This window comes from Bacillus sp. FSL K6-1003 (genome assembly GCF_037964945.1).
Classification (GTDB): domain Bacteria; phylum Bacillota; class Bacilli; order Bacillales; family Bacillaceae; genus Bacillus; species Bacillus mojavensis.
This window is the reverse complement of record NZ_CP150176.1, coordinates 1,468,036-1,492,912: the sequence shown is the minus strand read 5'-3', so window position 1 is coordinate 1,492,912 and position 24,877 is coordinate 1,468,036. Positions and strand designations below refer to the sequence as shown.

The following is a 24,877-nucleotide window of genomic DNA, read 5'->3' as shown; positions in this document are numbered from 1 at the left end:
ATTATGCACCTGCCACAGAGCTTATTGATCCTGAAATAAACGAAAATGCGACCAAAAGGACGAAAAGAATAATAACGGATATCCACCCTGCTTTTTTTGAGATGCCTCCCGTTTTGTGAAGACCGATCGCTAATAATACATAGCTCCAAATGCTGAAGATTTCAAATGTATTTAATACGTTTGCTAAAGGCATGTCTGAATGAATAATTCCAGCAAGTGACGTCATGCTGTAAAGTGAACTTGCATCAGTTGTAAAAGCTACAATGCCATTAACCAATAATCCTAAGCTGCTGATTAAGGAGACAAACAGACCGAGAGAAAGCATTTTCTTATACGTCGTTACGCCTCCTGATATTTTCACGCAGAGCCAATAAATGAGAGGCGCAATAAATAAAGCTGCAATTCCGCCAAGAATCGAACCTGCCATTGCTCCAAATTTGGTAATGGTTGCGACAGTTGAAATTTGCTCAGGCGATAAACCTTCAGTATCGGTCGCTTTAAGAAGCTCGCTATAATCCGTTCCGAGCCCCTGCAATACAGCACCAACTATGATGATTGCCGCAACAATCAAGAGGGGGCCCCATACAACTGGCCTTTCTCTTATTCTCTCAAATTGAATTCCAGGACTTGTGATCACGCCAAAAAGGGATGGCTTTTCAGTTGTTACTCCACCGTTTTTTTCTACATTTGCTTCCATATATAAATCCTCCTTTAACATATCTAGCTGATAATACGTAAGGACCTAAAAAAAGTTTCATATTTTTTAAAAAATATCCAAATCATACAAAAGACCTTCCTGATGTTAAAACTGAAGGCTTTTATTCTGCAGCGATGCTGTACTGCGATTTCACCAGTCCTGCGTAAATACCTCCTTTCCCAAGCAGCTGTTCGTGATTCCCCTCTTCTATTTTCCTGCCGTGATCTAGAACGATGATATGGTCGGCGTCGCGGATCGTGGACAGTCTATGGGCAATCATGACGGCTGTACGATCTTTCAGCAATGTTTTTAAAGCCTGCTGGATTTTGACCTCTGTCTCTGTATCAATGCTTGCCGTGGCTTCGTCAAGAATGATAATAGCAGGATCTGCGAGCAGCGCTCTTGCGAAGGAAATGAGCTGGCGCTGACCGGCGGATAATACGCTTCCCCTTTCTTCCACCTCTGTTTCGTATCCTTCTGCTAAACCAAAAATAAACTCATCCGCTCCGACTGCTTGAGCAGCTTTTATTACTTCTTCGTCTGAGGCATCCGGCCTTCCGAAGCGAATATTTTCCACAATCGTTCCGGAGAAAATAAACGTGTCTTGAAGCACAATGCTGATTTGAGAGCGCAAACTGGCAAGGGATAGGTCTGTTATCGGAATGCCGTCTATTTTAATGGTTCCTCCTGTTGCATCATAAAAACGGCTGATTAAATTGGCAATCGTTGTTTTCCCGCTCCCTGTGTGTCCGACAAGTGCAAGTGTGGAGCCTGCAGGAATGGAAAAGGAGACAGAATGAAGAGCCTTTCGTTTTTCATCATAAGAAAATTCAACCTCTTCAAAGCTGATATGGCCTTTTATATTTTTCTTATGAATGGCTTCAGGTTTTTCCTTGACGTTCGGCTGTTCATCTAAAAATTCAAAAATCCGCTCTGACGAGGCCATCCCCATTAACAATTGGTTATAAACCTGGCCTAATCTTGAAATCGGCTCCCAAAACATGCCTAAATAGAAGGCAAAAGATACGAAGACACCTATCGTAATGGTTTCGTTCATGATGAGTGTGGCGCCATACCATATTAATACGGCTGTTCCTATCGCATTTGTCATTTCTACCAGCGGACGGAACACAGCATTTTTTCTTGTTGCTTCCCGCCATGATTGGTAGTTTTCTTGATTGACTCCGTCAAAATACGTCATGTTTTCTTGTTCCTGCGTGAAAGCCTGCGTTACGCGGATACCTTGGATGCTTTCGTTTAAATGGGAGTTCAGCTTTGATTGCTTCAGGCGCACCGTTTGCCATGAACGGCGGATTTTTTTTCTGAGACTTGTTGAAATAAAAAACATAATCGGCAGAGTCACCATGATGGCTATGGTCAGTTCAGGACTTAGCGTGAATAAAATGATGACGACTCCCGCCAAAAGCAATAAATCTGTTAATAAGTTAATTACGCCGCTTGTGAAAAGCTCCTGAAGGGAGTTAATGTCATTCATAATTCTGACGAGAATAGACCCTGCCGATCTCTGATCGAAAAATCGATGGGACAAGCGCTGCACATGGGTAAATAAATGCTGGCGCAAATCGTAAATGACATGCTGGCCAAGCTGGTTCATCCATCTGATCCTTAGCATATTGGCTGCATAATTAACTGCGTATAAAACACTGATCAAAATCATCAGCTGCATCAGCAATTCCGAATTTTTTGCTGTAATGGCTTGATCGAGAACATAAACACCGATCAAAATGGGAATGACAAGCTTCACAGCAGTCCCAATCAAAACGGTGAGAAAAGAAAGCGGCAGAATTGTTTTTCGATACGGTTTGACATAGCTTAACAGCCGCCACATTTGAGCCCAGTTAAACGGTTTTTCAATGATTTCATCTGAAGAATAATAGAAACGTTCCAAAATCCCCTGTTTTTTTGCTTGTTTCATATGTTCCTCCCTATCCGACCTGATGCGGCTCATTTATCATATTGGCATCCCGGTATTGCAAATCGTATATCTTTTTGTAATAGCCGTTTTTGGCAAGAAGCTCGTGATGAGTGCCTCTTTCACGAATGCTGCCTTTATCGAAGACGAGAATTTCATCTGCGTGTTTCAGTGATGAAATTCGGTGAGCGATGATAAACGTTGTGCGGTTTTTCATGACATCTTTTAACGCAAGCTGTATGCTGTGCTCCGTTTGCATATCTACTGCACTTGTAGCGTCATCTAATATTAAAATGCTTGGGTTTAAACAGATGGCTCTGGCAATAGCAATGCGCTGCTTCTGGCCGCCTGAAAGCCCCATCCCCCTTTCTCCAAGCATGGTGTCATATCCGTCAGGCAGTTCCATAATAAACTCGTGAGCCTGAGCCCTTTTTGCCGCAGCTATAACGTCCTCCATCGAAGCATCCGGCTTCCCGTATAAAATATTTGATCGAATAGTAGATGAAAATAGGAATGATTCTTGAGGTACGACTCCAATATTTGAGCGAAGGGTTTTTAATGAATAATCTGTGATAGGTTTATGATCAATCGTGATGATTCCGCCTGCCGGACTGTAAAATCTAGTGAGGAGCTGTGTGACTGAGCTTTTTCCAGATCCCGTAGGGCCCAAAAGTCCGATCATCTTTCCGCTGTTGGCTTCAAAGCTTACATTGGAAAGCGCGTTCGTTTGCTCATTTTTGTATGCGAGAGTCACATCTTTGAATGAGACATCTCCGGTTAACTTTGGCTGGTGTAAAGCATGAGCATGGTCTTTAATGTCTTCCTCTTCATCAAGAATGTCTAACAGACGCTCTCCTGAGGCTTTTGCCTGAGAAAACATATTAATCACAAAACCTAAGTTCATGATCGGCCACATCATATAACTGACAAGACTGAAGAAAGCGACAAGCTCACCCGGATTCAGCTGATTTTGCATGACCAAATAGCCGCCGTATGAAAGAAGAGCCACAATACAAATATTGCCGATAAATTCCATCAGCGGAAAATACGCAGACCAGATGAATGACGTTTGTAAATATGTTGTTCTGTAGGCCGCATTTGCCTTATTAAAGGCGCTAATTTGAAAATCTTCTCTTGATAGTGACTTAACTGTGTTGATGCCGCTGATATTTTCCTGCACCTTTGTATTGAGCTTCGCAAACGATTTTCTGATACCTCGGAAGGCAGGGTGTACTCTTTTGTCAAATTGATATACTGCGATCGCCAGAAAAGGCAAAGCAGCGATTGTGACCAACGTCAGAGGAACCGAATAGTAAAACATGACTGATAAGCTGATCGCAACCAGCAAGCCGAATCGAATAAACTCAGCAAGCCCATAGGATAAAAAAAACCTAAGCCCCTCAACATCGGCTGTCAGCCTGGACATCAAATCACCTGTTTTGGCATTGTCATAGTAAGAAAAAGAAAGCCTCTGCAGTTTTCCATACAGGCCATTTCTCAGCCGATAAACAGATTTGATTCCAAACATATCACCTAAATACTGATGAAAAAAAGTGGCGGTTCCTTTTACAGCCATTACCGCAATAAATCCCAGACTGACCCATACTGCAAGCTGATACTGTCTCCCCAGTACGATCTCATCAATCGTAATTTGAAGAATGATCGGATAAACGACCGTTATCGCTGTCATCATAAACATCGCCAGAAGCGACCACATAAACACCTTTCTGTACGGCCAATAAAATGATTTTAATCTTTTAAATGTCTCCATATCCAGCACCCTTCCAGTTTTTTCACCCTTACTATATCGATTCCCGAAATAAATTTCTATTATTTTTCCAAAATTCAATCTAATGATGGAGATGGTCTCTTACTTTATATGGTGGGACTATGTAAAATAAATGCTTACAGAAAATCATTGTATGCAGGATGAGGAGCAGGATATGCAAAAAACGAGAGATATGGCTTCTAACGCAAAAACCGGACGGCTTTATCGCCGTCCGGTTTTCATCCCCCGCTGACAGGAGGAATAACAGCCACCGTGTCACCGGAAGATACAGAAGTATTTTCTTTGACGTAGCTTTCATTTACGGCAATCATAGCCGTATCAATTGATTCAAGTCCGTATTGTTCCTTTAATACTGCTTTTACATCATCGGTTGTTGCTTGTTCCATATCAATTTCAAGCGTTGACGTGCCGGCCTTTTCAGCAAGTCCCGCAAACAAAAGAATTTTAATCATGCTGCTCTCCCTCACTTAGATCTGGTTTTCCATTCGGATAAGCTGTTGTCTCAAGCTGGTCACCAATCCATTGCTCTCCGTCTTCCCAAATTTCTTTTTTCCAAATAGGCACTATTTGTTTAATGCGTTCGATTGCATACTCATTGGCTTCATAAGCAGCTTTTCGATGGGGGGAAGACACAGCGATGACAACTGCCGCTTCGCCGATATCCAGTACACCGATCCGGTGTGTGATAGCAGCTGAGGCACCTTTCCATTTCTCTTCTATTTCAGCCCCGATTTGGGCCAGCATCTGCACAGCCATCGGTTCATAAGCCTCATATTCCAGCCTGATTGTTTTTTTTCCGTTTGTCCACTCCCGAACCGTCCCGATAAACGTGGTAATAGCTCCAGCTTCCCGTTTCTCTACCTTTTTTATGATATCTTCAGTAACGATGGGTGTTTTCGTGATCTCAAATCGACCCATTACACAGATTCCCCCTTCAGCTGTGAAAGCACATAATCAACTCCTGCTGGATCATCCGCGTGAAAAACGGGTAATCCTTGGTGCGAAGCAATTTGTTCTTTTTCTCTGTACATGATTGCGATTATATTTACTGCCTGCAGTTTGGCCAGATCATCCTTATCTCGTACTATAACGACTTTAGGATAAGGAGCTTTTTTAAAGCCTTCTATGAGCAGGCAATCCATATCGAGAAAGCGATATAACTCGATCAGCTGCGGGAGATCCCATTTACGGCGGGCCGTAAGCTGTAAAACACCTGCTCCTTCTACTGCTGTTATATCAGCTCCTGCGGCTTGGTAACGGTCAGTGTCTTTTCCTTCAGTGAATGCTTCCGGTTCGCCGCCATGACCGTGATGCTTCAAGCAGCCTGCATGCAGCCCCTGTTGTGCGGCTTTTTTAAGTATACGCTCTATCAACGTTGTTTTTCCGCTGTTTTGGAACCCTACAATTTGGATGATTGGGAAAGGACGGACCAAGGCCACTCACTTCCATTCTCTTCTCTGATCAGCAGCACGTGAACCGCTCTGCCCGATTCGTAACCTCTCGTACCGCCCGGCAGGATGATAAACGCATTCGCCTCTGCCAGTGAAGTGACAGAGCTTGACTTATCCAATCCAACGGGAGCCGCTAACAGCTTTCCTTCCTGATGGTGTACATAAGCACGTACAAATCGGGTAAAAGGATTTGGCTTAGGAAAGTCCTTAGTCAAAACAGCTTCTGCGCAAATGGGATGCGGTTTATCATGAAGCAGCCATGTCCGGATCATCGGTTTTACAAACAGTTCAAAACCGACATAGCATGCCGATGGATTACCTGACAGCCCAAACAGCAGCATATCATTTGCATGAGCCACAGTCGTTACACTTCCTGGACGCATAGCAACTTTATTAAAGAGCACTTCCGCCCCGAGTCTTTCATAGATTGCAGGCAAAAAGTCAAAGTCACCAACTGACACGCCGCCTGTTGTGATTAGAAAATCAACCTTTTCCATTGCTTCTTTGACCGCAGCAAAGCTTTGATCAAGATCATCGGAAATTTTCCCTAAGTAAAGAGGTGAAGCGCCCGCTTCAATGACTTGTGCATATACCATACTTGCGTTGCTGTTACGGATTTTCCCCGGCTCCAGCGGGTCACTGACATTCAGCAATTCTGTGCCGGTTGCGATGATCCCAACAACAGGCTTTCTCACGACAGGCACAGAAGCGTATCCAAAGGTTGCCAGAAGAGCTGTTACTCCCGGGGTAATTCGAGTGCCCTTTCTGACTAAAACGCTCCCTTTTCTAGCATCTTCACCTGTTTTTGAAATATTGTCCCCTGGGTGGAAGCGGCGTTTTAAGGACATAAACGGCTGACCATTCTCTTCAAAGGTTTGAGTCAGCTCAATCATGACCACGGCATCCGCGCCTTTTGGAATTTGCGCACCTGTCATGATTCGCACTGCCTGAAACGCAGCAAGTTCTTTCTCAGATACAGCCCCTGCTCCGATATGGTCAATGACCTCAAAGCGGACAGGGTGTTCGCGTGAAGCTTCAGCCGTATCGCATGCTCTGACAGCAAAACCGTCATATGGCGAACGGTCAAATGCAGGCACATGGTGATCTGCCGTTACATCTTCAGCTAAAAATCGGTGAAGGCTGTTTTCAAGCGCCACCCATTCTGTTTCCCCTCGTTTTTGAAATCGGCCAACACGCCGAACAGCTTCATCTACCGGTATCGGTGTTCTTTTCTCCAGCATTCTGAACCCTCCTGTTGTTACAATCCGATTACTCTTGCCAACACAGAATTGGCTTCTTTCACATCACTTGTTCCGTGAATCAGAGCCCGTCCGTCATTAAAAATGACGATTCTAAAATGTTCATAATAGATATGAAGCAAAAATGCATTGGCCTCTACCTTGCCGATTGTTTTCAGCCGACTGACGAGCTCCTGCTTCGGTATTCTTTTTAATGACTCTGATCTGACTTGAACCGTATCACGGCCGCACAGTACAGCGGCTTTTGGCGTGTTCCAGTCTTGAAGATAAGGATAAACTGCGTGTGCGCCACATGACGGACAATCTTCGACTCGTACATCGCTAACGTTTATTTTCATATGTGAATTGTTCCAGACATCAAACGTGACAAAGCCGCGCTGTATCGCTTCTATGTTTCCCGTTAACAGTTTCAGTGCTTCTGCCTGCTGATAGGCTGAAACCATATGGACCGCAGGGGGAATAATCCCCGCTGTATCGCACGTCGCTCCGCCGACAGGAATTTGTTCAAACAAACAAGACAAACAAGGTGTCTCCCCCGGTATGATCGTCATGAACATCCCTTGACTGCTTACACATGCGCCATAAATCCACGGTGTCTTTGTTTTCTGAGCTAGATCGTTGATAAGCATACGTGTTTCAAAATTATCTGTCGCATCGATAACAATATCCGCTTTTTCAATCAGCGGTTCAAGTGTTTCAGCCGTCCCCTCTGTAACATATGCCTCAATATGTATGCCGCTGTTTATAGCGGATAAATGTTCTTTGGCAGCCATAGCTTTCGGCATGCGGAGTTCTGCATCGCTTTCTGTATAGAGCTGCTGCCTTTGCAGATTGCTCCATTCTACATAATCACGGTCAATGATGGTGACGGTTCCCACTCCCGCTCTCGAAAGCCCTTCTGCTCCGGCTGTTCCGAGCGCTCCTGCTCCTACGATCAGCACGCGGCTGTCTGCCAGTCTTTGCTGGCCCTCTTCTCCAATTTGCTTAAATCTGATTTGCCGTGAATAACGCTCCTCCATCAAACCTGATCTCCTTATCTTTTATGTCAATCATACCATGTTTTTCTCCCGTCAGTCCCAGCAGGAGAATGTTTTGAATTCTTCCAAACGCCTATAGTCATCGCGTGTATTAATATTCATAAACTCTTCCGGCACTGCCGCGATTTCCTCTGCCTGTACGTAACGAACTGAAATACGGTCTAACAAATCTGATATTCTTAATTTTTTCTCGGATAGCTGTTCATATAGAATAGGCATGATCCTTTTATGATACAGTGCTATCAATGGCTGCTCTCGTCCGCCTGATATCGGGATGACTGCGTCCGTATCGGCAGTCACCATGCGCCTGAGTTCCGCCATCGTCCTTCTACGTATTAACGGTGTGTCACAGGATAGAATCGTATAAAGGTCACCGTCTGTCTTTTCAAAAGCAGTATAGATACCAGCCAATGGGCCCATTCCCTGGAACGGCTCCGCGTCTTGATATACTTCGGTTTCGCCATTTTCTTGAAATCTATCGATAAACTCGGGACGGCTGATGATGACCGCTTGCTCACCAAGCGCCTTTTTAGCCCACTCGTAAAACATGTGGCCTTTCCATTTTACAAAAGCCTTTGGCTCCCCAAATCGGCGTGAGGCTCCTCCTGCTAAAAGTACATTTATATGTTTCATGCTCTCACCTCTAGTTATCAAAAGCATAGCAAAAGCAAGGCTCCAACGCCAATGCTTGTCTGTTTATTAAAGAGGAATAGCTGTTCAGTATTTGCATATTGTAATGTTAACATCATGAGGGAGATGGTTCGCTTGAAAAGATCAGGTCCTTTTTTCCATGACGTGTCACAGGAGAACCTTTATTTAAAATCAGAGCTGTCAAGGTGCCATAAACTTATTTCCGAGCTTGAGGCAAGCTACTTCCATCAGAAAAATAACAAACTGCTCAAAGAAAATACCAATATGAAAGAAAAACTTCAGCAGCTGTCTGCTGAGTTAAAGCAAATGTCAATGAAAGAAAAACACGCCTCCCATACGAGCCATACACTGCATCAAATGAGAGCCGAACTGCTCGATAAAATCGTCACCTTGCAGGAGCTTCTTTCCGCGGAAACCTACAAACGCAAAACTGAAATTGAAGAAAAACATAAGCTTCATATCGAAAAAATCAAAATTGAGGAAGAAAATAAAAATTTGCATAAACAAATCATTCATCTTAATACCTCTATCCAGCGAGAACAGCACGAATTGTTTCAAGCAAAGCAGCAAGCCGAAACGATAAAAGCCGAAAACGGACGCTTAAAAGAGCAAATGATAGAAAAAGAATATCAGCTAAAACATATCAAAATAGAAATAGATCATATGAAAGATCGAATCATAGAAACGAAAGAAAGGCTGCTTGAAATAGAAAAAACGAAAGAAAAACTATTTCAAGAAACTATTATTTCGTACAAACGGCAGCTTGATGAAAGTGATGCCTGGATTGCTTCTCATTTTGCCGATATTGATGGCGGCGCGAAACAGAAAGAAAAAACGGCAGAAGAAGCTCAAACCGTTTACGCACTGTCAAGTCATGTAGAGACCATCCTTGAAGATGTCACAAAACAAGTAAATGAGCTTCAAAAACAGCTGACCAGAGCCCAATCATCTGACCAGCTTATCAATCATAAAATTGAAGAGCTGAAGAGCCGCGCCGCCGAAGAAAAACCTTATCAAAAATGGGTGTATAAGCTTAATCTTGAAAAAGAAAACAAACCTTCCTCGAAAAAAACCCAATAATAAAAAAACTGCTTGAGCTCTTCAAGCAGTTTTTCTGTGTGCTTATTCTGTTGCTGATTCAGTTGATTCAACGGATTCGATTTCGCCCTCTAAAATGTACTGGCCGCGATACGGTTTTTTCACTTCAGGATACATTTTAATTAAGCTTTGCATAAACGTTGTCATATTAGGAATTTCCAGACCGCTTTCCTTTTCAATCTCTTTTTGAAGTTCGGAACTTTTAATTGCCGCGTTGTGGCGTTTTAATGTTTTAATAGCCGCTTCACGCAGTTTAGCTGCTTTTGACCCCGGTCTTGCCGTTCCTCTTCTTCTTCTTGTCGCTCCATCTGGTATACCGGCAGGAAGAGAGGAAATAGTTTGAAGCTGAGGCTGGGCGGACTGCTGCTGTGATGGCGGCTGATAGCTTCTGATTTCCTGAGCTGCAAGCTCGGCGAGAACTGGCAGAGAGTCAGTTTTTCTTTCAGAACGGAACTCCTTTTTCGTTTCGGAAGGGCTTCCATTTCTGTCCAGCTCTCTTAATTTTGCGTATATTTTATCGCGTTCAATTTGATATTCACGAATGACTTTCACTTCAGCTTCATTTAATTGTTCTAATCGTAAGCGCAAAGCTTCTCTTTCATTAAACATTCCTCAATGTACCCCCTATCAGAATTAACATCTTTAATTAAGATATTAGATTACAAAAGTAATTTTATCAACTATTATTTTAGCATTTTACTATTATATTTACTCTATGAAAAATTCCTTATTTTCTGAAAACGTTTTATTTTTCAACAGACCTCTTTATCCACAAGGGTTCAAAGCTTATGTCAATCATTTGGAATAATGTTGAAAATCTATCTTTTAATTACTTCTTTAATGAAATTTAGTGTAATATCTACAATTTTCGCGTTCTGAGATATGAAAAATATCTAAATTTGCAGAAAAACATAAGAAATTAGGTCTCTTTTTTAGAAGATAAGTCATTAAAAAAGGTTTTTCTTATACCCAAATATGGAAAAATAAGCTTCTTACTCTTTTCCTTTTTTGCGCAAATAAAAAAACCTGAGGTTATCAGGTTTTTTTATTTGCGTAACATTATTCAGCAGCTTGTTCTATTTCAGCCAGAACGCGGTTCACACGTTTTTCAAGCATTTTCATGCCGCTGCCGCCCGCTTGAAAATGACGAAGCTGGCCGGTTTTATCAAACACATAGTACGCAGGCACATACTCGTTTTCAAATGCGTCGGTTAAAGCGTGGTCGCTATCAACGAAAATAGGCTGAGTCATGTCATGTTCAGCAGCTACTTCCTTGATTTTGTCGAGATCCAGGTCGTCTTCGGAACGAGGCATATGAACAGCTACAACGTTCAGCTTGTCTTGATATTTGTCACGGAATTCATTCACCTGCGGCATTGCTTCTTTGCACAGGTGACAGCTGATAGACCAGAAATGAATCAGTGTCGGTTTTTCTCCAATCAGTTGTTCTTTTGTTACTTCACCGTTGAACCAAGCTTTTTCTCCTGTCAATTCAGGCATTGGCTGACGTAATTTCATCGCTTTTTCCTCCTAGTGAGCAGTAAGAGTCAAAAAGGCCTAACGAATTGTTAGACCTTTTTCTTTCGTTCTCAAAAAGAATTAAAGTGTTTTTTGACCTGGTTTCCAGTTAGCCGGGCATAGTCCGCCTGTTTGAAGTGCTTGCAGCACTCGAAGCGTTTCATCAACGTCACGGCCGATATTGTTATGGAAAACCGTTTGATATTGTAGCTCGCCTTCAGGATTGATAATAAACAATCCGCGAAGTGCAACGCCTTCTTCTTCAATTAAAATGCCATATTCTCGGGATACTTCATGGTTAGTATCAGCAGCAAGCGGATATTTCAGCTGACCTAGACCATTTTCTTTGCGGTCTGTGTTGATCCACGCCAAGTGGGTATGGATTGTATCAGTTGAAACGCCGATTACTTCAGCATCAAGATCTTCGAATTCGTCATAACGGTCAGACATCGCTGTAATTTCTGTCGGACAGACAAAAGTAAAGTCCATTGGATAGAAGAAAAGAACCGTCCATTTGTCGTTTTTCATGTTTTCTTCAAGACTAACTTTGCCAAATTCCTTATTTGCAAGGACTGCTTCCATTTCAAAACGAGGAGCTTGTTTACCTACCATACGTTCTGCCATATGTATCCCTCCAATTGATAGTTTGGCTTTAAAAGCCAGACGGATAAGAAAATAAAGGAAAATATCCCTTATTTCGTTAATAACATCACAATGACCATTATATCGAAGCGCATTTTCACAGTCAATTTTTAACAAAGAATACATGTCTTTGCCTTCGACATTTTACGATAAAAAGTTTAACATGTTCATGAACAGGGAAACAACTTTTAACATGCTGCAACACATTCAGAAAGGAAGCTCCAACATGGATTTTATTACACACTATGATTGGGCAGGTCTTGTCACCAATGCGGGTGTTTTACTCATTAAGCTCGTCATTATGATTTGCCTCTATTTTATCGTTCGATCTGTAGGCATGAGAATTATTAAACATCTATTTGCAAAATTTGAAGCGCAAAACAACCTGACTATTGGACGGGCTCACACGCTCCGAAGCCTGACACTTAATGTATTTGCTTACATATTGATTTTTATTTTTTTCGTTATGGTTCTGGATTTGTTTCATTACGATCCGAGCGCTCTTTTAGCAGGTGCGGGAATTGTAGGTCTGGCGGTCGGTTTTGGCGCCCAAGGCCTTGTCAGCGACATCGTGACAGGTTTTTTTATTCTGCTTGAAAAACAATTGGATGTCGGAGATTATATAACCGTTGCAACCTTTAATGGAATTGTGGAGCAGGTCGGTTTAAGAACGACCCAAATCCGCAGCTTTGACGGCACACTGCATTATATCCCGAATCGGAACATCACAAATGTAAGCAACCATTCCCGCGGAACGATGCAGGCGCTGGTTGATATTAAAGTCCCTGCTGAAAGAAACCTTGATGAAACCATTCACATCTTACAACATGTATGTGACGAAACGGCAGCTGCTCTTCCGCAAATTAAAGAGGGCCCTAATGTTATCGGCATCCAAGAGCTGGGAACCTCTGAAATTGTGATCAGAGTCATTGCCAAAACAGAAAATATGGAACAGTGGCGGGTCGAACGCGTGCTGAGAAAAGAAATAAAAACCGCACTCGACCGCGCTTTTCCTAAAGAAACAGAATAACAAAAGAACCGAAGCTTTTGCTTCGGTTTTTACTTTACTGAATTCTGCTTTCAACTTCGCTGCAAATTTCTTCAGCAGTCATCCCGGAAGCTGTAATGACGGGTGCTTGTGTTACTGTATCGGCAATACCTTGCACATTGTTGTCTAGCCCTGTTACGACACAGCAGTCACAGCCTTTTGCATCTGCAGGACTTTTCATCATGACAACGTCATATCCTTTTTCTCTTAATGCAGCTTCTACATCTGATAACGACTGTTCAATTCCAATTTTTTTTGTCATAAAGAACACCTCCGTTAAATAGGGTGCTCATCATATGGCATTTTATTCTTTCCATTGTACTTAATTGGCATAAACAGAAAAATAACCTGTCATCACGTTAACCGCTGTTTCGATCGCATTTTCATCAGGATTCAGCTTCGCGTGATGGAGTCCGTGCGATGAATCAGCGCCGAGCCAGAACATGAAACCCGGATATTTTTTTAGCATGTAGCCAAAATCCTCTCCGGTCATCGCTTCTTTTGCTTCAATTACTTGTGCCAATTTGTGCTCAGCAACAAAAGACATAAATTCCTCTGTGAGCCCGCTTGTATTGTAAACTTGGTGATACACAGACGGATACGTCACTTTTCCTTTACAGCGAAAGCCGATTTCGATTCCTTTCACTAAATCTTCGATCCGTTCCTTTACCTGCTTCATGGATTCTTCAGAAAGCGTGCGGATTGTGCCTTCCAGGTGAGCTGTTTGCGCAATGATATTTTGCGCGGAGCCGCCCGTAATCGTACCGATAGTAATCACAGCGCTGTCCAGCGGGTCCGTATTTCTGGAGATGATTGTTTGCAGTTGAGTAACGAGTGTGCTTGCCGCTACAACCATATCCTCAGCTAAGTGCGGATAAGCTGCATGCCCCCCTTTGCCTTCCAGGTCAATGACAAGCTCTGATGTATTCGCAAAAAGCAAACCGCTTTTTGTCGCGATGGTTCCGACCGGCAGCTCTGGAGCAATATGAAGCGCAGTGATGAGATCAGGCTGCCACTTTTTCAAAACGTCGCTCTCTAGCATCGGTTCCGCTCCGCCTGGACCTTCCTCTGCCGGCTGGAATAAAAAGAGCAGATCCTGCTTAACAGGTTGATGAACAAAGTGGTCGATGATGCCCAGCGCAATCGTCATATGCAAATCGTGTCCGCAGGCGTGCATTTTGCCGTGATGCTCTGATGCGAATGGCAGCCCTGTCTGCTCTTCGATTGATAGCGCATCAATGTCCGCTCGGTATCCGAGCATTTTTTCCGGCGCTGTTCCGTTCACTTTCACAAAAAGCCCTGTTCTCCATTTCTCAATTTCAATTCTGTCTTTCGGATATTGCTCCAAGACGTTTAATAAATATTGCTGTGTTTTGAATTCCTGAAATCCAAGCTCGGGAATACGGTGCAGATCTCTGCGGATTGCAATGAGCTCCTCTTTCTTCATTTTCATGTCCTCCTGCCTATACGAATAAGGCGTGGATATATCATCCACGCCTTTTTGATCAAATCATTCCTTACAGCTGGCGTAATTCCTGCTTGATTTCAGTTTTGCCTTTTGTTTTCTCATCGATATCTTTAATTTTCTTAGCAGGTGTTCCTGCAACAACTGTGTATGGCTCAACATCGTTCACTACGATCGCACCCGCAGCAACAACAGCTCCTTTACCAACTGTTACACCTTCGAGCACGACAGCATTTGCGCCGATCACAACGTCGTCTTCAATGACAACCGGTTTAGCGGATGGCGGCTCAATAACGCCCGCAAGCACAGAACCTGCACCGATGTGACAGTTTTTACCGACAGTAGCTCGTCCGCCAAGGACAACGTTCATATCGATCATTGTACCTTCTCCGATAACTGATCCGATATTGATAGAAGCCCCCATCATGATGACTGCGTTATCGCCGATTTCAACTTGGTCGCGGATGATCGCACCCGGCTCGATGCGCGCTTTTACATCTTTAAGATCAAGCATAGGAATCGCAGAGTTGCGGCGGTCATTTTCAACCACGTAATCTTCGATTTTGTTTTTGTTTTCTTCAATTGCTGTTTTGATTTCGTTCCATTCACCGAAAACAACACCAGTGTTTCCGTTTAGAAAAGCTTTCGCAGATTCACCGAAATTGATTCCTTCCAGCTCACCTTTTACATAAACCTTTACAGGTGTAGATTTTGTACTATTTTGAATAAATGAAATAATTTCATTTGCGTCCATCATTTTCATATGTATAGTCCTCCTCCTGATTTTCTACCTCATTACTGTATCAAAGGAAAGATACAAAGACAAGAAAAAAAGGAAACAGGCGCTCGGCATTTCTCTTTGCATCTATCAGACAGCACAGCCGCTTTTTCTAGCAAATTGTCTGCCGAATTCCTTTAATGCTTCCTCTTCTTCCCCTTCAGGATTCATTTCAACTTTTACGGAAGGAAGCACAATTTCGCCGCCTCGATCTTTTATTTTCTCTTCAAGTGTATCTACAGCACCGCAGAAAAATTCATATGCTGTATCACCGGAACCGAAAACGGCGCAGGTTTTACCGGTAAAGTCAAGTGCATCCATTTCTTCGGCAAGGTCGAGAAATTCATCAGGCAAATCTCCGTCTCCCCATGTATAGGTTCCTAAGATGATATGTTCATAATCATTAAACAGCTCGGCATCATCAATGTCCATCGCTTCAAAACGGTCTACTTCCGCTTCCGCCTCCTGAAGTCCCTTTTCAATCAAATCAGCCATGGCTTCTGTGTTGCCTGACATCGTTGCGTAAACCAGCAAAATCTTCCCCAATTCCGTATTCCTCCTCTAATGAATCATTGCTGAAACTTCGTACGGCTGGACAAATTTACATTCATACAAACCTGCACAAAAGAAATTTTCTCTTTGATTGGCCACTCTCCAGCCATGACCTTTAATGGTATCAAACCATCTTAGCTCTCGGGCCTCAAGATCAGCCTGATAAATCCTCGAATAGCCATTTTCATCTTGAGCCGTTGTGACATAAATAATGCCATCATCCTCTGAAATATCAAGAAACGATTCTTCCTTTTTCATCATGCTGGAATGTATCGTGACTTCTTCAGCCGTTAAAATATGCTGTGCAATGACGGCTCCGCGCTTCCCTTTTACAGAGCCCATTGCAGCAACCAGCCATTTTTCATTGAACACAAGCATGGATGCCGTCATACGGTTGTCTTCTTTTTTTACCATTCGGACAGCGTCTTGTGTGAAATCGTAAGCCCAAATCCCTCCGAAGCATTCGTGTATTTGTGTACCAATATACAGATTACCGCCGTGCAGACACAGTGAACGGATAACAGGCGGATGTTCAAATTCCGCAAAGGGTTTGGCAACCCGCCACGAAATACCGAAGTCTTCTGATACATAAACGCAATGCTTGCCATGGGCGCAAACAAAACCATCATTCCTGCCGGTAATCGCCCACACTGTCGCATTTGTCGGGAAGCTCGATATCGACCATGTTTTCCCCTCGTCAGATGAACGAATGATCGTTCCCTTTTCACCGACACCGAATAAATAGGGACCGATGTAACTGATGCAGTGTATTTTCGCTTTTAAACGAAAAAGCTTCTTCCAGCCTTGTTCCAAAGAATAATGAAAAATGCCCTCTCTTTTTACTGCCACAAAATAGCCAGAAAACGCCGATGCCGCAACAGCTGTCGCACCTTTATGAAACATGGCTTTTTCCCTTGTTCACAAAGTCTGCCCATGCAAGAAAACCTCTTGCAAATTCTCTGCAGCTTTCCACGTCATCATCCGTTTCAGGGGCAAGCTCAATTTTAAGTGTTTCTTGATAGACAGCAGCTCCCGCCTCTTGCAGCATGTCACTGAACAGATTGACAGCTTCGCAAAATTTTGGATAAGAATAATCACCCGAGCCAAAGCAAGCTGTTTTCAAGCCGTTCAGCTCGAGCTGCTGAACCTCTTCGAAAAAGTCCTCTGCTTCGTAAGGCAAATCGCCATCCCCCCATGTATAGGTGCCAATGAGCACATAATCATAAGAAGTCAGAGCCGATGCTTCTGCGTCATCTATATCGATGCAATCAATGTCTAAACCATATTCCTGCAGCGTATCTTTTATAATTCCTGCAATGTCTTCGGTATTTCCTGACATGCTGGCATATGTAATCAAGGCTTTTGCCATGTTATCACCTCATAATTGATAATGATTTTCAATATCATATGTACCACTTTAAATGATAATGATTTTCATTGTCAATATGTAAATAAAAAAAGACAGCCTTGTGCTGTCTTTTCTCTTAAAATGGGTGTTCTTGATCAAGCATCTCCTTTACAACTGAAACAAAAGCTTGAACTTGCTTCAGTTCAAAAGCAGGTTCATAGCCTAATAACCACGTATCCCGCCCGATAGGGTTTCCTTTACCGTCTAACAGAGGCATTTTATTGACTTTGTCTTCGTTCTGAAGGGTAACAGACGGCAAAATCGCATATCCGATCCCGTGCAGCGCCATCTGTTTGCACGTTTCAATCTGATCAACCAATATAGTTTGTTTTGGCGACGTTTTAAATTTTTGATGCCACCAATGCTGAATCTCCTGAAAATAAGTGCTGTCGCTTTTAAATTGGATAAACGGCCGTTCTGTATGAGCAATATCTTCTATACAGGATATTTCAGTATCGACTAAATACAGATGGTCTGTCATTAAATAGTCTTTGCGGCCTTTCCACTCGGGGTTTCCTCTAATAATGCCAATATGAACCTGATCCTCATAAAGGCTTTTCAGCATTTCGCTGCTCCATCCGGTAATAAGCGAAACCTTTGCATTCGGATACTTTTCCACATACGTTTTCAGAACTTTAGGAAGCCAATGCTGGCCGATGATAGAGGCGACAGCGAGCTTCAGTGTGCCGTGAATTTCTCCTTCGAGCTCATCGATATTTTCTCTAATTCTGTCCTGCTCTGACGTAACGTCATTCGCAAACTGAATGATTTTCTCTCCGGCCGGCGTTACCGTCAATCCTTTTTGAGATCTTAAAAATATCTTTGTCCCCCACGCCTTTTCAATGGTTTGTAAACGCTGAGATAAAGCCGGCTGGGATACAAAAAGCTGTTCAGCCGCCTTTCTCATATTTAACTCCTCAGCTAAAACTACGAGCATATGAAGCTCTTGAAGCTGCATGTCATCCTCCTTTTTATTATCAATAAGTTTTTCTTATCTCCCATTCTAATAAAAACTTAGTTTATGATTCAAGTCCTTTTCACCCCAATTTATGTATGCGCTTTCTTTATTGCTCTGCAAATATAATAAAAAATAGGCCGAGCAGCCTACTTGTTCAACGAGCGAATATGCTTATTCAATTCCTTCAAAACCACTCTTCTCGTGAAGATCCCCTCAAAGACCTGATCATCATTTTCAACGCAAACAAACCCGTTATCAATGACCATGCTGAATCCTTTGATAATCGGATCATTTATATGAAGACGCGGAATATCACTCAGCATGACTTCCTCTACGGTAATCTGGTCAAGCTTTTCGAATTCAATTCTTTCAAGACCAAAAATGCTGTTCATGATCATATTTGTCCCGATTAAGCCGTGTAAACGATAAGACGCATCCAGCACCGGGATGGCCGTGTATCCTGTTTTTGTCAGCACTAATAAAGCGTGCTCCAGGTTGTTCCCAACTTGAACGTGCGCTACTTTGTCCGCCTCAATCATAAATTGTCCGACTGTTGCCTCAAGAAGCTGATCTGATTGCAAGCTTATCATGTTTTCGACCCCTTTTCATTTTCATCAACACATACATTCCCTATACTACAATAATATAAACTTTATCAGTATTTGTCGAAAAGTTTCCTCAATAAAAAAGATACTCTTTGGAGGAGTATCAATTATAAATTGTTCCATTAATTTTCAAATCGAAATCGGTCGTATAGCGTTACAAGTTTTTTGTAGGTGGTTCCGTCAACGTTTTTGGTTCCTGTCTCTATATCGTTGATCTCACTGCTTAAAAGCTCGATAGCATACTCATGATTGATCAGGATATTCAGCAGAAGTTTTTGTTCTTCTTCTGTAAATCGTTCACCGATAAGACTCATTCGTAATCAGGCCCCCTGTTTTATACTGAATACCTCTGAAAGCAAGAAAACTTACTTTCAGCTCTACCGCTAGAATAAGTAATCAGAAAACAATCGTCAACCGCATAATTCGACATTTCCCTCGGCTTGCGAGCCGGAATTATTTTGTGAAACGATTTGCATAGCTGAAGGCTGTGTATGAATCCGGTTTGATTTTAGCCTCAATCCCCATTGAAGTAATACGCCCTGTCATTTCTTGAATCAGTTCTTTTGTAAGCCCTTTTTTCCCAATATCCAAGTGAACCTCAAATGTAAGATCCGCCCCTTCACCTGTAAAAGGCAGGAGCAGATCGGTAATATCCATCAAGTGTCCATCCAGAATATAGGCGGCTGTTTCTTGACTGTACGCCGTTTCTAACGAAATCTTTTCACGAAGGCTATGTATGGGTCTGTCGACTGCGTGGTTTTTCAAGCAGCCCCAAGCTCCCTTGCCTGTACGATGCAAATGTAATGCAGTAATAAACTTTGTGTAATCACGATAAACCTGAGAATCGGTTCCGATCGATAACACATATGAAGAACGGGGGTCCTTTCGGATAAAGGCTTTAAGCCGCTCCATCACATCTTGAAAGGTCATCTGTGCTTCTGAAAGATTATAAAACAGAAAAGAATCGGCCATGACGACACTCCTTTTCAAGGATTTACAACCATGAAACAAGTATGCTCCTTACCGTTTATTTCGATTACATGCTGCAAAGCGAAAGCTTGTTTCCCCTATATCAAGAGTCTTACTGCAGAAGTTCAAAGATTTCGATTGAAACCATGTCGATATTATCAAACGGATATGTGTTCGGCTTTTCACCTTTTTGGAAAACCGTCAGTTCGAACGTTTGATTTTTTTCGAAATATTTAACACTGCATATTTTTTCACCATTTACTTCGAAGTAGCGCTGCATTGGCTCGCTAGCCGCTTCCGCCGTTTCTTGCAGACTTTGCAGCCGTGTGATGATACCCATTAATTGTGACATTCTAAAAAAAGACTCCTTTCAAAAAACAACTTCAAATCAACAAGTATTTATTATAATACAAGTTCTATTGAGCATCATACCATAAAGTCGGACAGGATGGCATTTTCCCTGCTGAATTTAAGAAAAGAAAAAAAGTGAAAAAACTATTTTTACGTAGTTTGAGGCTTTTTTTGGAATGTCATACACACAATTATAGTTTTTTTGATATTCCGGCAGAATCCAACAGCCTTTTTGCAATTTTGTCAAAATCTTCTTTTGAATAACGGGATTCGGGATTGGATGCATTTTGCCGATACTTCCGCCAGTCGCAACCTCAAGCGCTTGATGTGAACGCCGCCGCACATGAGCAAATTCAGCACCAGGTTTCCGCTGTTAAACCCATTTTCACCAGTCCAGACTTCCCCATCGATCAAACGGATACGTTTGAGCCGTTTCAATAAGATACTGGAAATTGCGTTTATTTTTTGCATCTCTCATCGGTGTAAAACATCGGGATCACCTTTAAATGCCGAACCTGTCAGCATTAAAGACATAATCCTTCAGCCGTAATGCTTGATACGAGATCGTCGTAAAACGGTTTTAATTTTTTCTTGCAGCGAAAGTTACAGGATTGGAACATGTAATGATTGTGAGTGGACAACCAAATTTGCCGCCTAACAGCTCTTGAACCGCGTCTAGAGCATTTGGGTCAGGATGTTCTGGGGTTGAAAGGTCAATGCGCAGTCTGTTGCTCCTTTTGAACAAGTTTTATCCTCCTAGAGGCGTTGTTTACCACTAATAAGGTTTATTGTTTTATGGTTTGTCTTATTCGTTGACAAATAAAAAACTTGGCGGGGGTAGCGCCAAGCTTTTCGGATCTTGATCTGATAGAGGGGTTGGGGAACAGAGAGTAGCTTCTCTCTATAATTAAATGATAATGATTCTCAGTATCAATGTCAATCGTTTTTTTGATTTTTTTTCAATTCCTAAAAAAAAACGGCTCTTCAGCCGTTTAAATCAAACCATCCTGCTCATATAAATAAGAATACGGCAGGTCTATAAATAAATACATATGATCATCCATCGGATACGAAAACGTTCTAATCATTTCACCTGTTTCCAAATCGCTGTACAAATCACTGAAAAATCCTTTTCTGAGGTTTCTCATTCTCATAATATTCTCTAAAAAATAAGGACGCCAGCTCCAGTTCTTCTCCGTATACTCCGGCTGGTAAATCCATTCTCCGTCTTGTTTAAAAACATTTCCAGTCAGCTGATCGCCTTCTTCATCACAAATATAAATTCTAAAACTGCAATCCGTCAGCTCTTCCGCCAGCTTTTTAATAAAGTCGTCATCATCCGGAGACTGGTTATATTTTCGCAATGATGTAACAGCCTGATGCACCCGTTTGTAAAACTGTTCAGAGTGCTCATAGACGGTTTCTAGTTTCTTTTTCTCATGTGTGATAAATTGGTGAAATTCAGTCTTAAGTCTTCGCTTCAATACATCTCTCTCTAAAAACGATTCTGACGGGGACACCAAATAAAAGCCCTGAAAATAGCGGCCTCCGTTTCTCCATGCATATTGAAGCTGAAAATTCGCCTCAATATCTTCGTAAAGCAGCGCCGCACCGATTTTTCTTGCTAATAATGAAATGCTGTACAGCACATGCTCATAAGACGGAGATGGCTGCGATATTTTCAGCGCCTGTAGATCAATTTTTAACAAATCTGGTGAAAGCAGCGCAATTCGGTCCAGATTGCTGCTTTCTTTTCCGATATTATCAACTGCAATTTTAATTCCGTATGTACGATAGTAGGCAAGCATATGGTAAAGCTGCTCAATATCCCCTTCAAAATTGTGCTCCGTAATTTCAAGCACGAAACGATGAAGTTCGATCCCTCTCGCTTCATACTCTTTCAGAAGCTCAAGAAAGCTTTCGCCGTGATCAAGCATTAAAAGATTGGCATCCTGATTCATAAAAATCAGCAGATCAGAATCCGCTTCTAAAAAGCGGTCAAGAGCCTGGCGGATAATTCTGTTATCAACCTCTAATTTATATTCTTCGGGTATCCCCGCATCTAAAAAAAAGGGTCCGAGACTTTGAATTTCTGAATCTGCCAATATACGTCCCAGCACCTCATACCCGACGATTTTCTGCTCCTCGGCACTGAAAATCGCCTGGTAATATGGGTGGACATCATCAATGTTCGTTAAAATATCAAGTGGATCCAACATGTTATCACCTGCTTCTCTATCTTTGTCTAATTATACCACATTGAATCCAAAGATTAATATGCTTTAAAACGGATAGGGATTCAGCCATTGCCCCCCATCCAGAGTGACACATTCTCCATTCATATAGGAAGCTTCATCAGAAAGCATAAACGCTGCCAAAGCGGCAATTTCCTCGGGTGTGCCAAGCCGGCCGAGCGGCACACTGTTTATCGTTCGGGACATCGCTTTTTCTGATTCAAAAAGCTTCTCTGCACCGCCTGTTCGTTCAATTGGACCGGGTGCAATCGCATTGGAACGGATTCCGTATTGACTGCCCCACTCTACGGCAAGAGTTCTAGTGAGCGATAATACGCCAGCTTTTGCCGCAGCGGAATGAGCAACCCCCGCACCCGCTCCCCACGCATAAGTGGCGGCCATATTTAAAATAACACCCTTCTGCTGATGCTCAATCCAGTGCCTGGCTGCGGCCTGACTGCAAAAAAATGTACCATTTAATACAATTTCAATTACCGCTTTCCATCCATTGGGCGTGAGCTTTTCCGCCGGACAAATAAAATTGCCGGCCGCATTATTAATAAGTGCATCAAGACGCCCAAACCCATTTAGCGCTTCCGCAACCATTTGTGCTGCAGAAGAATCAGAACGGACATCCATTTGAAAGCAGACAACTTGGCCCTCAAAGGTTTCAATTTCTTTTTTTGTTTCTTCAAGCGCTTCCTGGTTCCGCCCTGTTATCATGACGTTCCAGCCCAATTCGGCCTGTCTCTTTGCCATTGCTTTTCCCATGCCGCTTGACCCGCCGGTAATAATAACAACCTTTTTTTCCATTGTATGATCCCTCCTATTATGAATGATCATTCATTCAATATTATTCTATCATCATACACCATCTTCTGTCAGCACATGCTGAGATGAGATTTTTTAAAGGTACAGGTGATATAATAGAAAAACTCTATTAAAGGTTGGTTTGAAATGAAAAAGATGTCCAGAAGACAATTTTTAAAAGGAACGTTCGGCGTTTTTGCGGCCGGGGTTTTAACGGCTGGCGGCGGATATGGCTATGCCCGCTATCTGGAACCGCATATGATTGAGACTACTAAACACACGATTAAAAACTCTCTCATTCCCCATGGATTTGACGGTTTTAAAATTGTGCAGTTCAGTGATACACATTTAAGCGATTATTTTACGCTGGATGACTTCAAAACTGTCATTCTGACAATCAATGAATCTAAGCCTGATTTAATTGTTTTTACCGGTGATATTATCGATAACCCTGATACGTATCACAATTATCAGGCAGTGATTCCTTTCTTGAGAAAGCTGCAGGCACCCTTTGGCAAGTTTTGTGTTTACGGCAATCATGATCACGGCGGCTATGGAACCGATGCTTATAAAAGCCTGATGACTTCAGGAGGTTTTACGGTGTTCCGCAACGCCTATCAAAAATTGACGCTCACAGACGGCAGCGAAATTGAGATTGCTGCGCTCGATGATTTAATGCTCGGGAAACCCGATTATGAAGGCACCCTATCAAAACTAAGCGAGAAGCTTTTTTCCATCCTGCTCGTCCATGAGCCTGATGCCGCCTTGAATACAAAAACATATCCTGTCAATCTGCAGCTATCCGGACACACACACGGCGGGCAGATTCAGCTGCCCTTCTACGGACCGCTTATTACGCCTCCGTACGGAAAAGTCTATACCGAAGGAATGTATCAAACAGATGACACTCATATTTATGTGAACCGGGGCCTTGGGATGACGAGACTGCCTTTGCGATTTCTGGCTAAACCTGAGATCACAGTCTTTACATTAAAAAGCACAAATTAATGTAGCAGAATGGGTTTCTCATCAATACTTATAAATAAAAAAGGGAGGATGAGGAAACTGCTCACGTACCAGATTAAACAAGGCGATACACTCACCAGCATCGCGGCCGATTTCAGAATCAGCACCGCTGCTTTAACTCAGGCCAACCCTTCGCTGCAATCAGGAGTTATCGCCGGACAGCGCATTGTCATCCCCGGTCTCCCGGACCCGAATACGATCCCCTATCATATTGCAGTCTCAATTGGGGCTAAAACCCTTACTTTGTACCAAAATAACCGGGTAATAAAAACATATCCGATCGCCGTCGGTAAAATACTGACACAAACACCGACTGGCGAGTTCTATATTATTAACCGCCAACGCAATCCCGGCGGCCCATTTGGCGCTTATTGGCTGAGCCTTTCAAGGCAGCACTATGGAATACACGGCACGAATAATCCCGCTTCGATTGGCAAGGCTGTGTCTAAAGGCTGTATCCGCCTGCATAACAAAGATGTTCTAGAACTCGCTTCCATTGTGCCAAACGGAACAAGAGTCATGATTAACCGGTAATGTTTTCTTATTTGTTTCAAAAACAGGCGGTTTATAATATGATAAAGTGGGACCTTTAGGGTAA

Annotated in this window: 29 protein-coding genes and 1 pseudogene; 4 read left to right on the top strand and 26 right to left on the bottom strand. The window is 42.6% G+C overall.

The genetic code is table 11. From position 1 onward, the window contains the following. Position 1: 1 nt before the first annotated feature. The 9 genes from yknW to NSU16_RS07715 form a co-directional block, all read right to left on the bottom strand. Complete coding sequence (gene yknW, locus NSU16_RS07755; RefSeq protein WP_326192097.1) at positions 2-697, bottom strand: toxin SDP protection protein YknW; 696 nt, start codon at positions 695-697, stop codon at positions 2-4. A gap of 121 nt (positions 698-818) precedes the next feature. After that, positions 819-2,633: an ABC transporter ATP-binding protein gene (locus NSU16_RS07750; protein ID WP_326217366.1), complete on the bottom strand. Its 1,815-nt coding sequence runs from the start codon at positions 2,631-2,633 to the stop codon at positions 819-821. Positions 2,634-2,643: 10 nt separating this feature from the next. Further along, complete coding sequence (locus tag NSU16_RS07745) at positions 2,644-4,401, bottom strand: ABC transporter ATP-binding protein (protein WP_339192471.1); 1,758 nt, start codon at positions 4,399-4,401, stop codon at positions 2,644-2,646. Positions 4,402-4,637: 236 nt separating this feature from the next. After that, positions 4,638-4,871 (bottom strand): molybdopterin converting factor subunit 1, encoded by a 234-nt coding sequence (gene moaD, locus NSU16_RS07740; protein ID WP_010334075.1) that lies wholly within the window; start codon positions 4,869-4,871, stop codon positions 4,638-4,640. Beyond that, positions 4,864-5,337, bottom strand: coding sequence for a molybdenum cofactor biosynthesis protein MoaE (locus NSU16_RS07735; RefSeq protein WP_095714706.1), 474 nt, complete (start codon positions 5,335-5,337; stop codon positions 4,864-4,866). Before NSU16_RS07735 ends, moaD begins: the two co-directional genes overlap by 8 nt. After that, entirely contained in the window at positions 5,337-5,858 is a 522-nt protein-coding gene (mobB, locus tag NSU16_RS07730) for a molybdopterin-guanine dinucleotide biosynthesis protein B (protein WP_339192470.1), read from the bottom strand. The genes NSU16_RS07735 and mobB overlap by 1 nt, the downstream gene beginning before the upstream one ends. Then, positions 5,819-7,111, bottom strand: a complete 1,293-nt coding sequence (gene glp / locus NSU16_RS07725; RefSeq protein WP_010334072.1) for a gephyrin-like molybdotransferase Glp — start codon at positions 7,109-7,111, stop codon at positions 5,819-5,821. Before glp ends, mobB begins: the two co-directional genes overlap by 40 nt. A gap of 17 nt (positions 7,112-7,128) precedes the next feature. Then, positions 7,129-8,148 (bottom strand): MoeB/ThiF family adenylyltransferase, encoded by a 1,020-nt coding sequence (locus tag NSU16_RS07720; protein ID WP_095714704.1) that lies wholly within the window; start codon positions 8,146-8,148, stop codon positions 7,129-7,131. A 51-nt stretch (positions 8,149-8,199) separates the two neighbouring features. Next, positions 8,200-8,799, bottom strand: a complete 600-nt coding sequence (locus NSU16_RS07715) for a molybdenum cofactor guanylyltransferase (RefSeq protein ID WP_168747654.1) — start codon at positions 8,797-8,799, stop codon at positions 8,200-8,202. 132 nt (positions 8,800-8,931) lie between these two features. On the opposite strand from NSU16_RS07715, the gene NSU16_RS07710 reads away from it, so the two are divergent. Continuing rightward, a complete protein-coding gene (locus tag NSU16_RS07710; protein ID WP_339192469.1) occupies positions 8,932-9,897 on the top strand; it encodes a sporulation protein in 966 nt (321 codons plus the stop codon). Positions 9,898-9,939: 42 nt separating this feature from the next. On the opposite strand, the gene rok is transcribed toward NSU16_RS07710, so the two are convergent. The 3 genes from rok to ahpA all read right to left on the bottom strand — a co-directional run bounded on the left by rok (position 9,940) and on the right by ahpA (position 12,057). Beyond that, positions 9,940-10,524: a transcriptional regulator Rok gene (rok, locus tag NSU16_RS07705; RefSeq protein ID WP_010334068.1), complete on the bottom strand. Its 585-nt coding sequence runs from the start codon at positions 10,522-10,524 to the stop codon at positions 9,940-9,942. A gap of 450 nt (positions 10,525-10,974) precedes the next feature. Further along, a complete protein-coding gene (gene ykuV / locus NSU16_RS07700; protein ID WP_339192468.1) occupies positions 10,975-11,433 on the bottom strand; it encodes a thiol-disulfide oxidoreductase YkuV in 459 nt (152 codons plus the stop codon). An 81-nt stretch (positions 11,434-11,514) separates the two neighbouring features. Then, positions 11,515-12,057: a biofilm-specific peroxidase AhpA gene (ahpA, locus tag NSU16_RS07695; RefSeq protein ID WP_339192467.1), complete on the bottom strand. Its 543-nt coding sequence runs from the start codon at positions 12,055-12,057 to the stop codon at positions 11,515-11,517. A gap of 244 nt (positions 12,058-12,301) precedes the next feature. On the opposite strand from ahpA, the gene NSU16_RS07690 reads away from it, so the two are divergent. Next, complete coding sequence (locus tag NSU16_RS07690) at positions 12,302-13,105, top strand: mechanosensitive ion channel family protein (protein ID WP_010334065.1); 804 nt, start codon at positions 12,302-12,304, stop codon at positions 13,103-13,105. Positions 13,106-13,139: 34 nt separating this feature from the next. Here NSU16_RS07690 and NSU16_RS07685 read toward each other — a convergent pair whose 3' ends face one another. From NSU16_RS07685 to fadH, 14 genes and pseudogenes are all read right to left on the bottom strand, one after another. Beyond that, positions 13,140-13,385, bottom strand: coding sequence for a YkuS family protein (locus tag NSU16_RS07685; protein WP_010334064.1), 246 nt, complete (start codon positions 13,383-13,385; stop codon positions 13,140-13,142). 60 nt (positions 13,386-13,445) lie between these two features. Further along, complete coding sequence (locus NSU16_RS07680; protein ID WP_268505548.1) at positions 13,446-14,570, bottom strand: N-acetyldiaminopimelate deacetylase; 1,125 nt, start codon at positions 14,568-14,570, stop codon at positions 13,446-13,448. A 70-nt stretch (positions 14,571-14,640) separates the two neighbouring features. Further along, on the bottom strand, positions 14,641-15,351 hold the full coding sequence (gene dapD / locus NSU16_RS07675) for a 2,3,4,5-tetrahydropyridine-2,6-dicarboxylate N-acetyltransferase (protein WP_339192466.1): 711 nt from the start codon (positions 15,349-15,351) through the stop codon (positions 14,641-14,643). A gap of 105 nt (positions 15,352-15,456) precedes the next feature. Further along, entirely contained in the window at positions 15,457-15,912 is a 456-nt protein-coding gene (locus tag NSU16_RS07670) for a flavodoxin (protein ID WP_229148106.1), read from the bottom strand. Between the two features lie 15 nt (positions 15,913-15,927). Beyond that, positions 15,928-16,821 (bottom strand): exo-alpha-sialidase, encoded by an 894-nt coding sequence (locus NSU16_RS07665; RefSeq protein ID WP_286058605.1) that lies wholly within the window; start codon positions 16,819-16,821, stop codon positions 15,928-15,930. After that, entirely contained in the window at positions 16,811-17,287 is a 477-nt protein-coding gene (locus NSU16_RS07660; protein ID WP_339192464.1) for a flavodoxin, read from the bottom strand. Before NSU16_RS07660 ends, NSU16_RS07665 begins: the two co-directional genes overlap by 11 nt. 115 nt (positions 17,288-17,402) lie before the next feature. Beyond that, positions 17,403-18,284, bottom strand: a complete 882-nt coding sequence (ccpC, locus tag NSU16_RS07655) for a transcriptional regulator CcpC (protein WP_339192463.1) — start codon at positions 18,282-18,284, stop codon at positions 17,403-17,405. A 146-nt stretch (positions 18,285-18,430) separates the two neighbouring features. After that, complete coding sequence (gene cbpB, locus NSU16_RS07650) at positions 18,431-18,874, bottom strand: cyclic-di-AMP-binding protein CbpB (RefSeq protein WP_010334057.1); 444 nt, start codon at positions 18,872-18,874, stop codon at positions 18,431-18,433. Positions 18,875-19,011: 137 nt separating this feature from the next. Beyond that, on the bottom strand, positions 19,012-19,203 hold the full coding sequence (gene abbA, locus NSU16_RS07645; RefSeq protein ID WP_003218673.1) for an AbrB antirepressor AbbA: 192 nt from the start codon (positions 19,201-19,203) through the stop codon (positions 19,012-19,014). Between the two features lie 139 nt (positions 19,204-19,342). Further along, positions 19,343-19,861 carry a ribonuclease H-like YkuK family protein gene (locus tag NSU16_RS07640; protein ID WP_010334056.1) on the bottom strand — a complete coding sequence of 173 codons (519 nt, stop codon included), beginning with the start codon at positions 19,859-19,861 and terminating at the stop codon, positions 19,343-19,345. 109 nt (positions 19,862-19,970) lie between these two features. Beyond that, positions 19,971-20,210 carry a DUF1797 family protein gene (locus NSU16_RS07635; RefSeq protein WP_010334055.1) on the bottom strand — a complete coding sequence of 80 codons (240 nt, stop codon included), beginning with the start codon at positions 20,208-20,210 and terminating at the stop codon, positions 19,971-19,973. 267 nt (positions 20,211-20,477) lie between these two features. Further along, positions 20,478-20,954, bottom strand: a pseudogene (locus tag NSU16_RS07630) (manganese catalase family protein); the annotation flags it as partial. Between the two features lie 247 nt (positions 20,955-21,201). Then, positions 21,202-22,428 carry an EAL-associated domain-containing protein gene (locus NSU16_RS07625; protein WP_010334051.1) on the bottom strand — a complete coding sequence of 409 codons (1,227 nt, stop codon included), beginning with the start codon at positions 22,426-22,428 and terminating at the stop codon, positions 21,202-21,204. A 63-nt stretch (positions 22,429-22,491) separates the two neighbouring features. Beyond that, positions 22,492-23,256 (bottom strand): 2,4-dienoyl-CoA reductase, encoded by a 765-nt coding sequence (gene fadH / locus NSU16_RS07620; RefSeq protein WP_326330634.1) that lies wholly within the window; start codon positions 23,254-23,256, stop codon positions 22,492-22,494. 144 nt (positions 23,257-23,400) lie between these two features. Between fadH and NSU16_RS07615 the strand changes: the two genes are divergently transcribed. Together NSU16_RS07615 and NSU16_RS07610 are read left to right on the top strand one after the other, a co-directional pair. Then, the gene (locus tag NSU16_RS07615) at positions 23,401-24,261 is read left to right on the top strand and encodes a metallophosphoesterase (RefSeq protein WP_339181245.1); all 861 of its coding nucleotides are present in this window, start codon (positions 23,401-23,403) and stop codon (positions 24,259-24,261) included. Between the two features lie 57 nt (positions 24,262-24,318). After that, positions 24,319-24,813 carry a L,D-transpeptidase family protein gene (locus NSU16_RS07610; protein ID WP_268505757.1) on the top strand — a complete coding sequence of 165 codons (495 nt, stop codon included), beginning with the start codon at positions 24,319-24,321 and terminating at the stop codon, positions 24,811-24,813. Positions 24,814-24,877 lie beyond the last annotated feature (64 nt).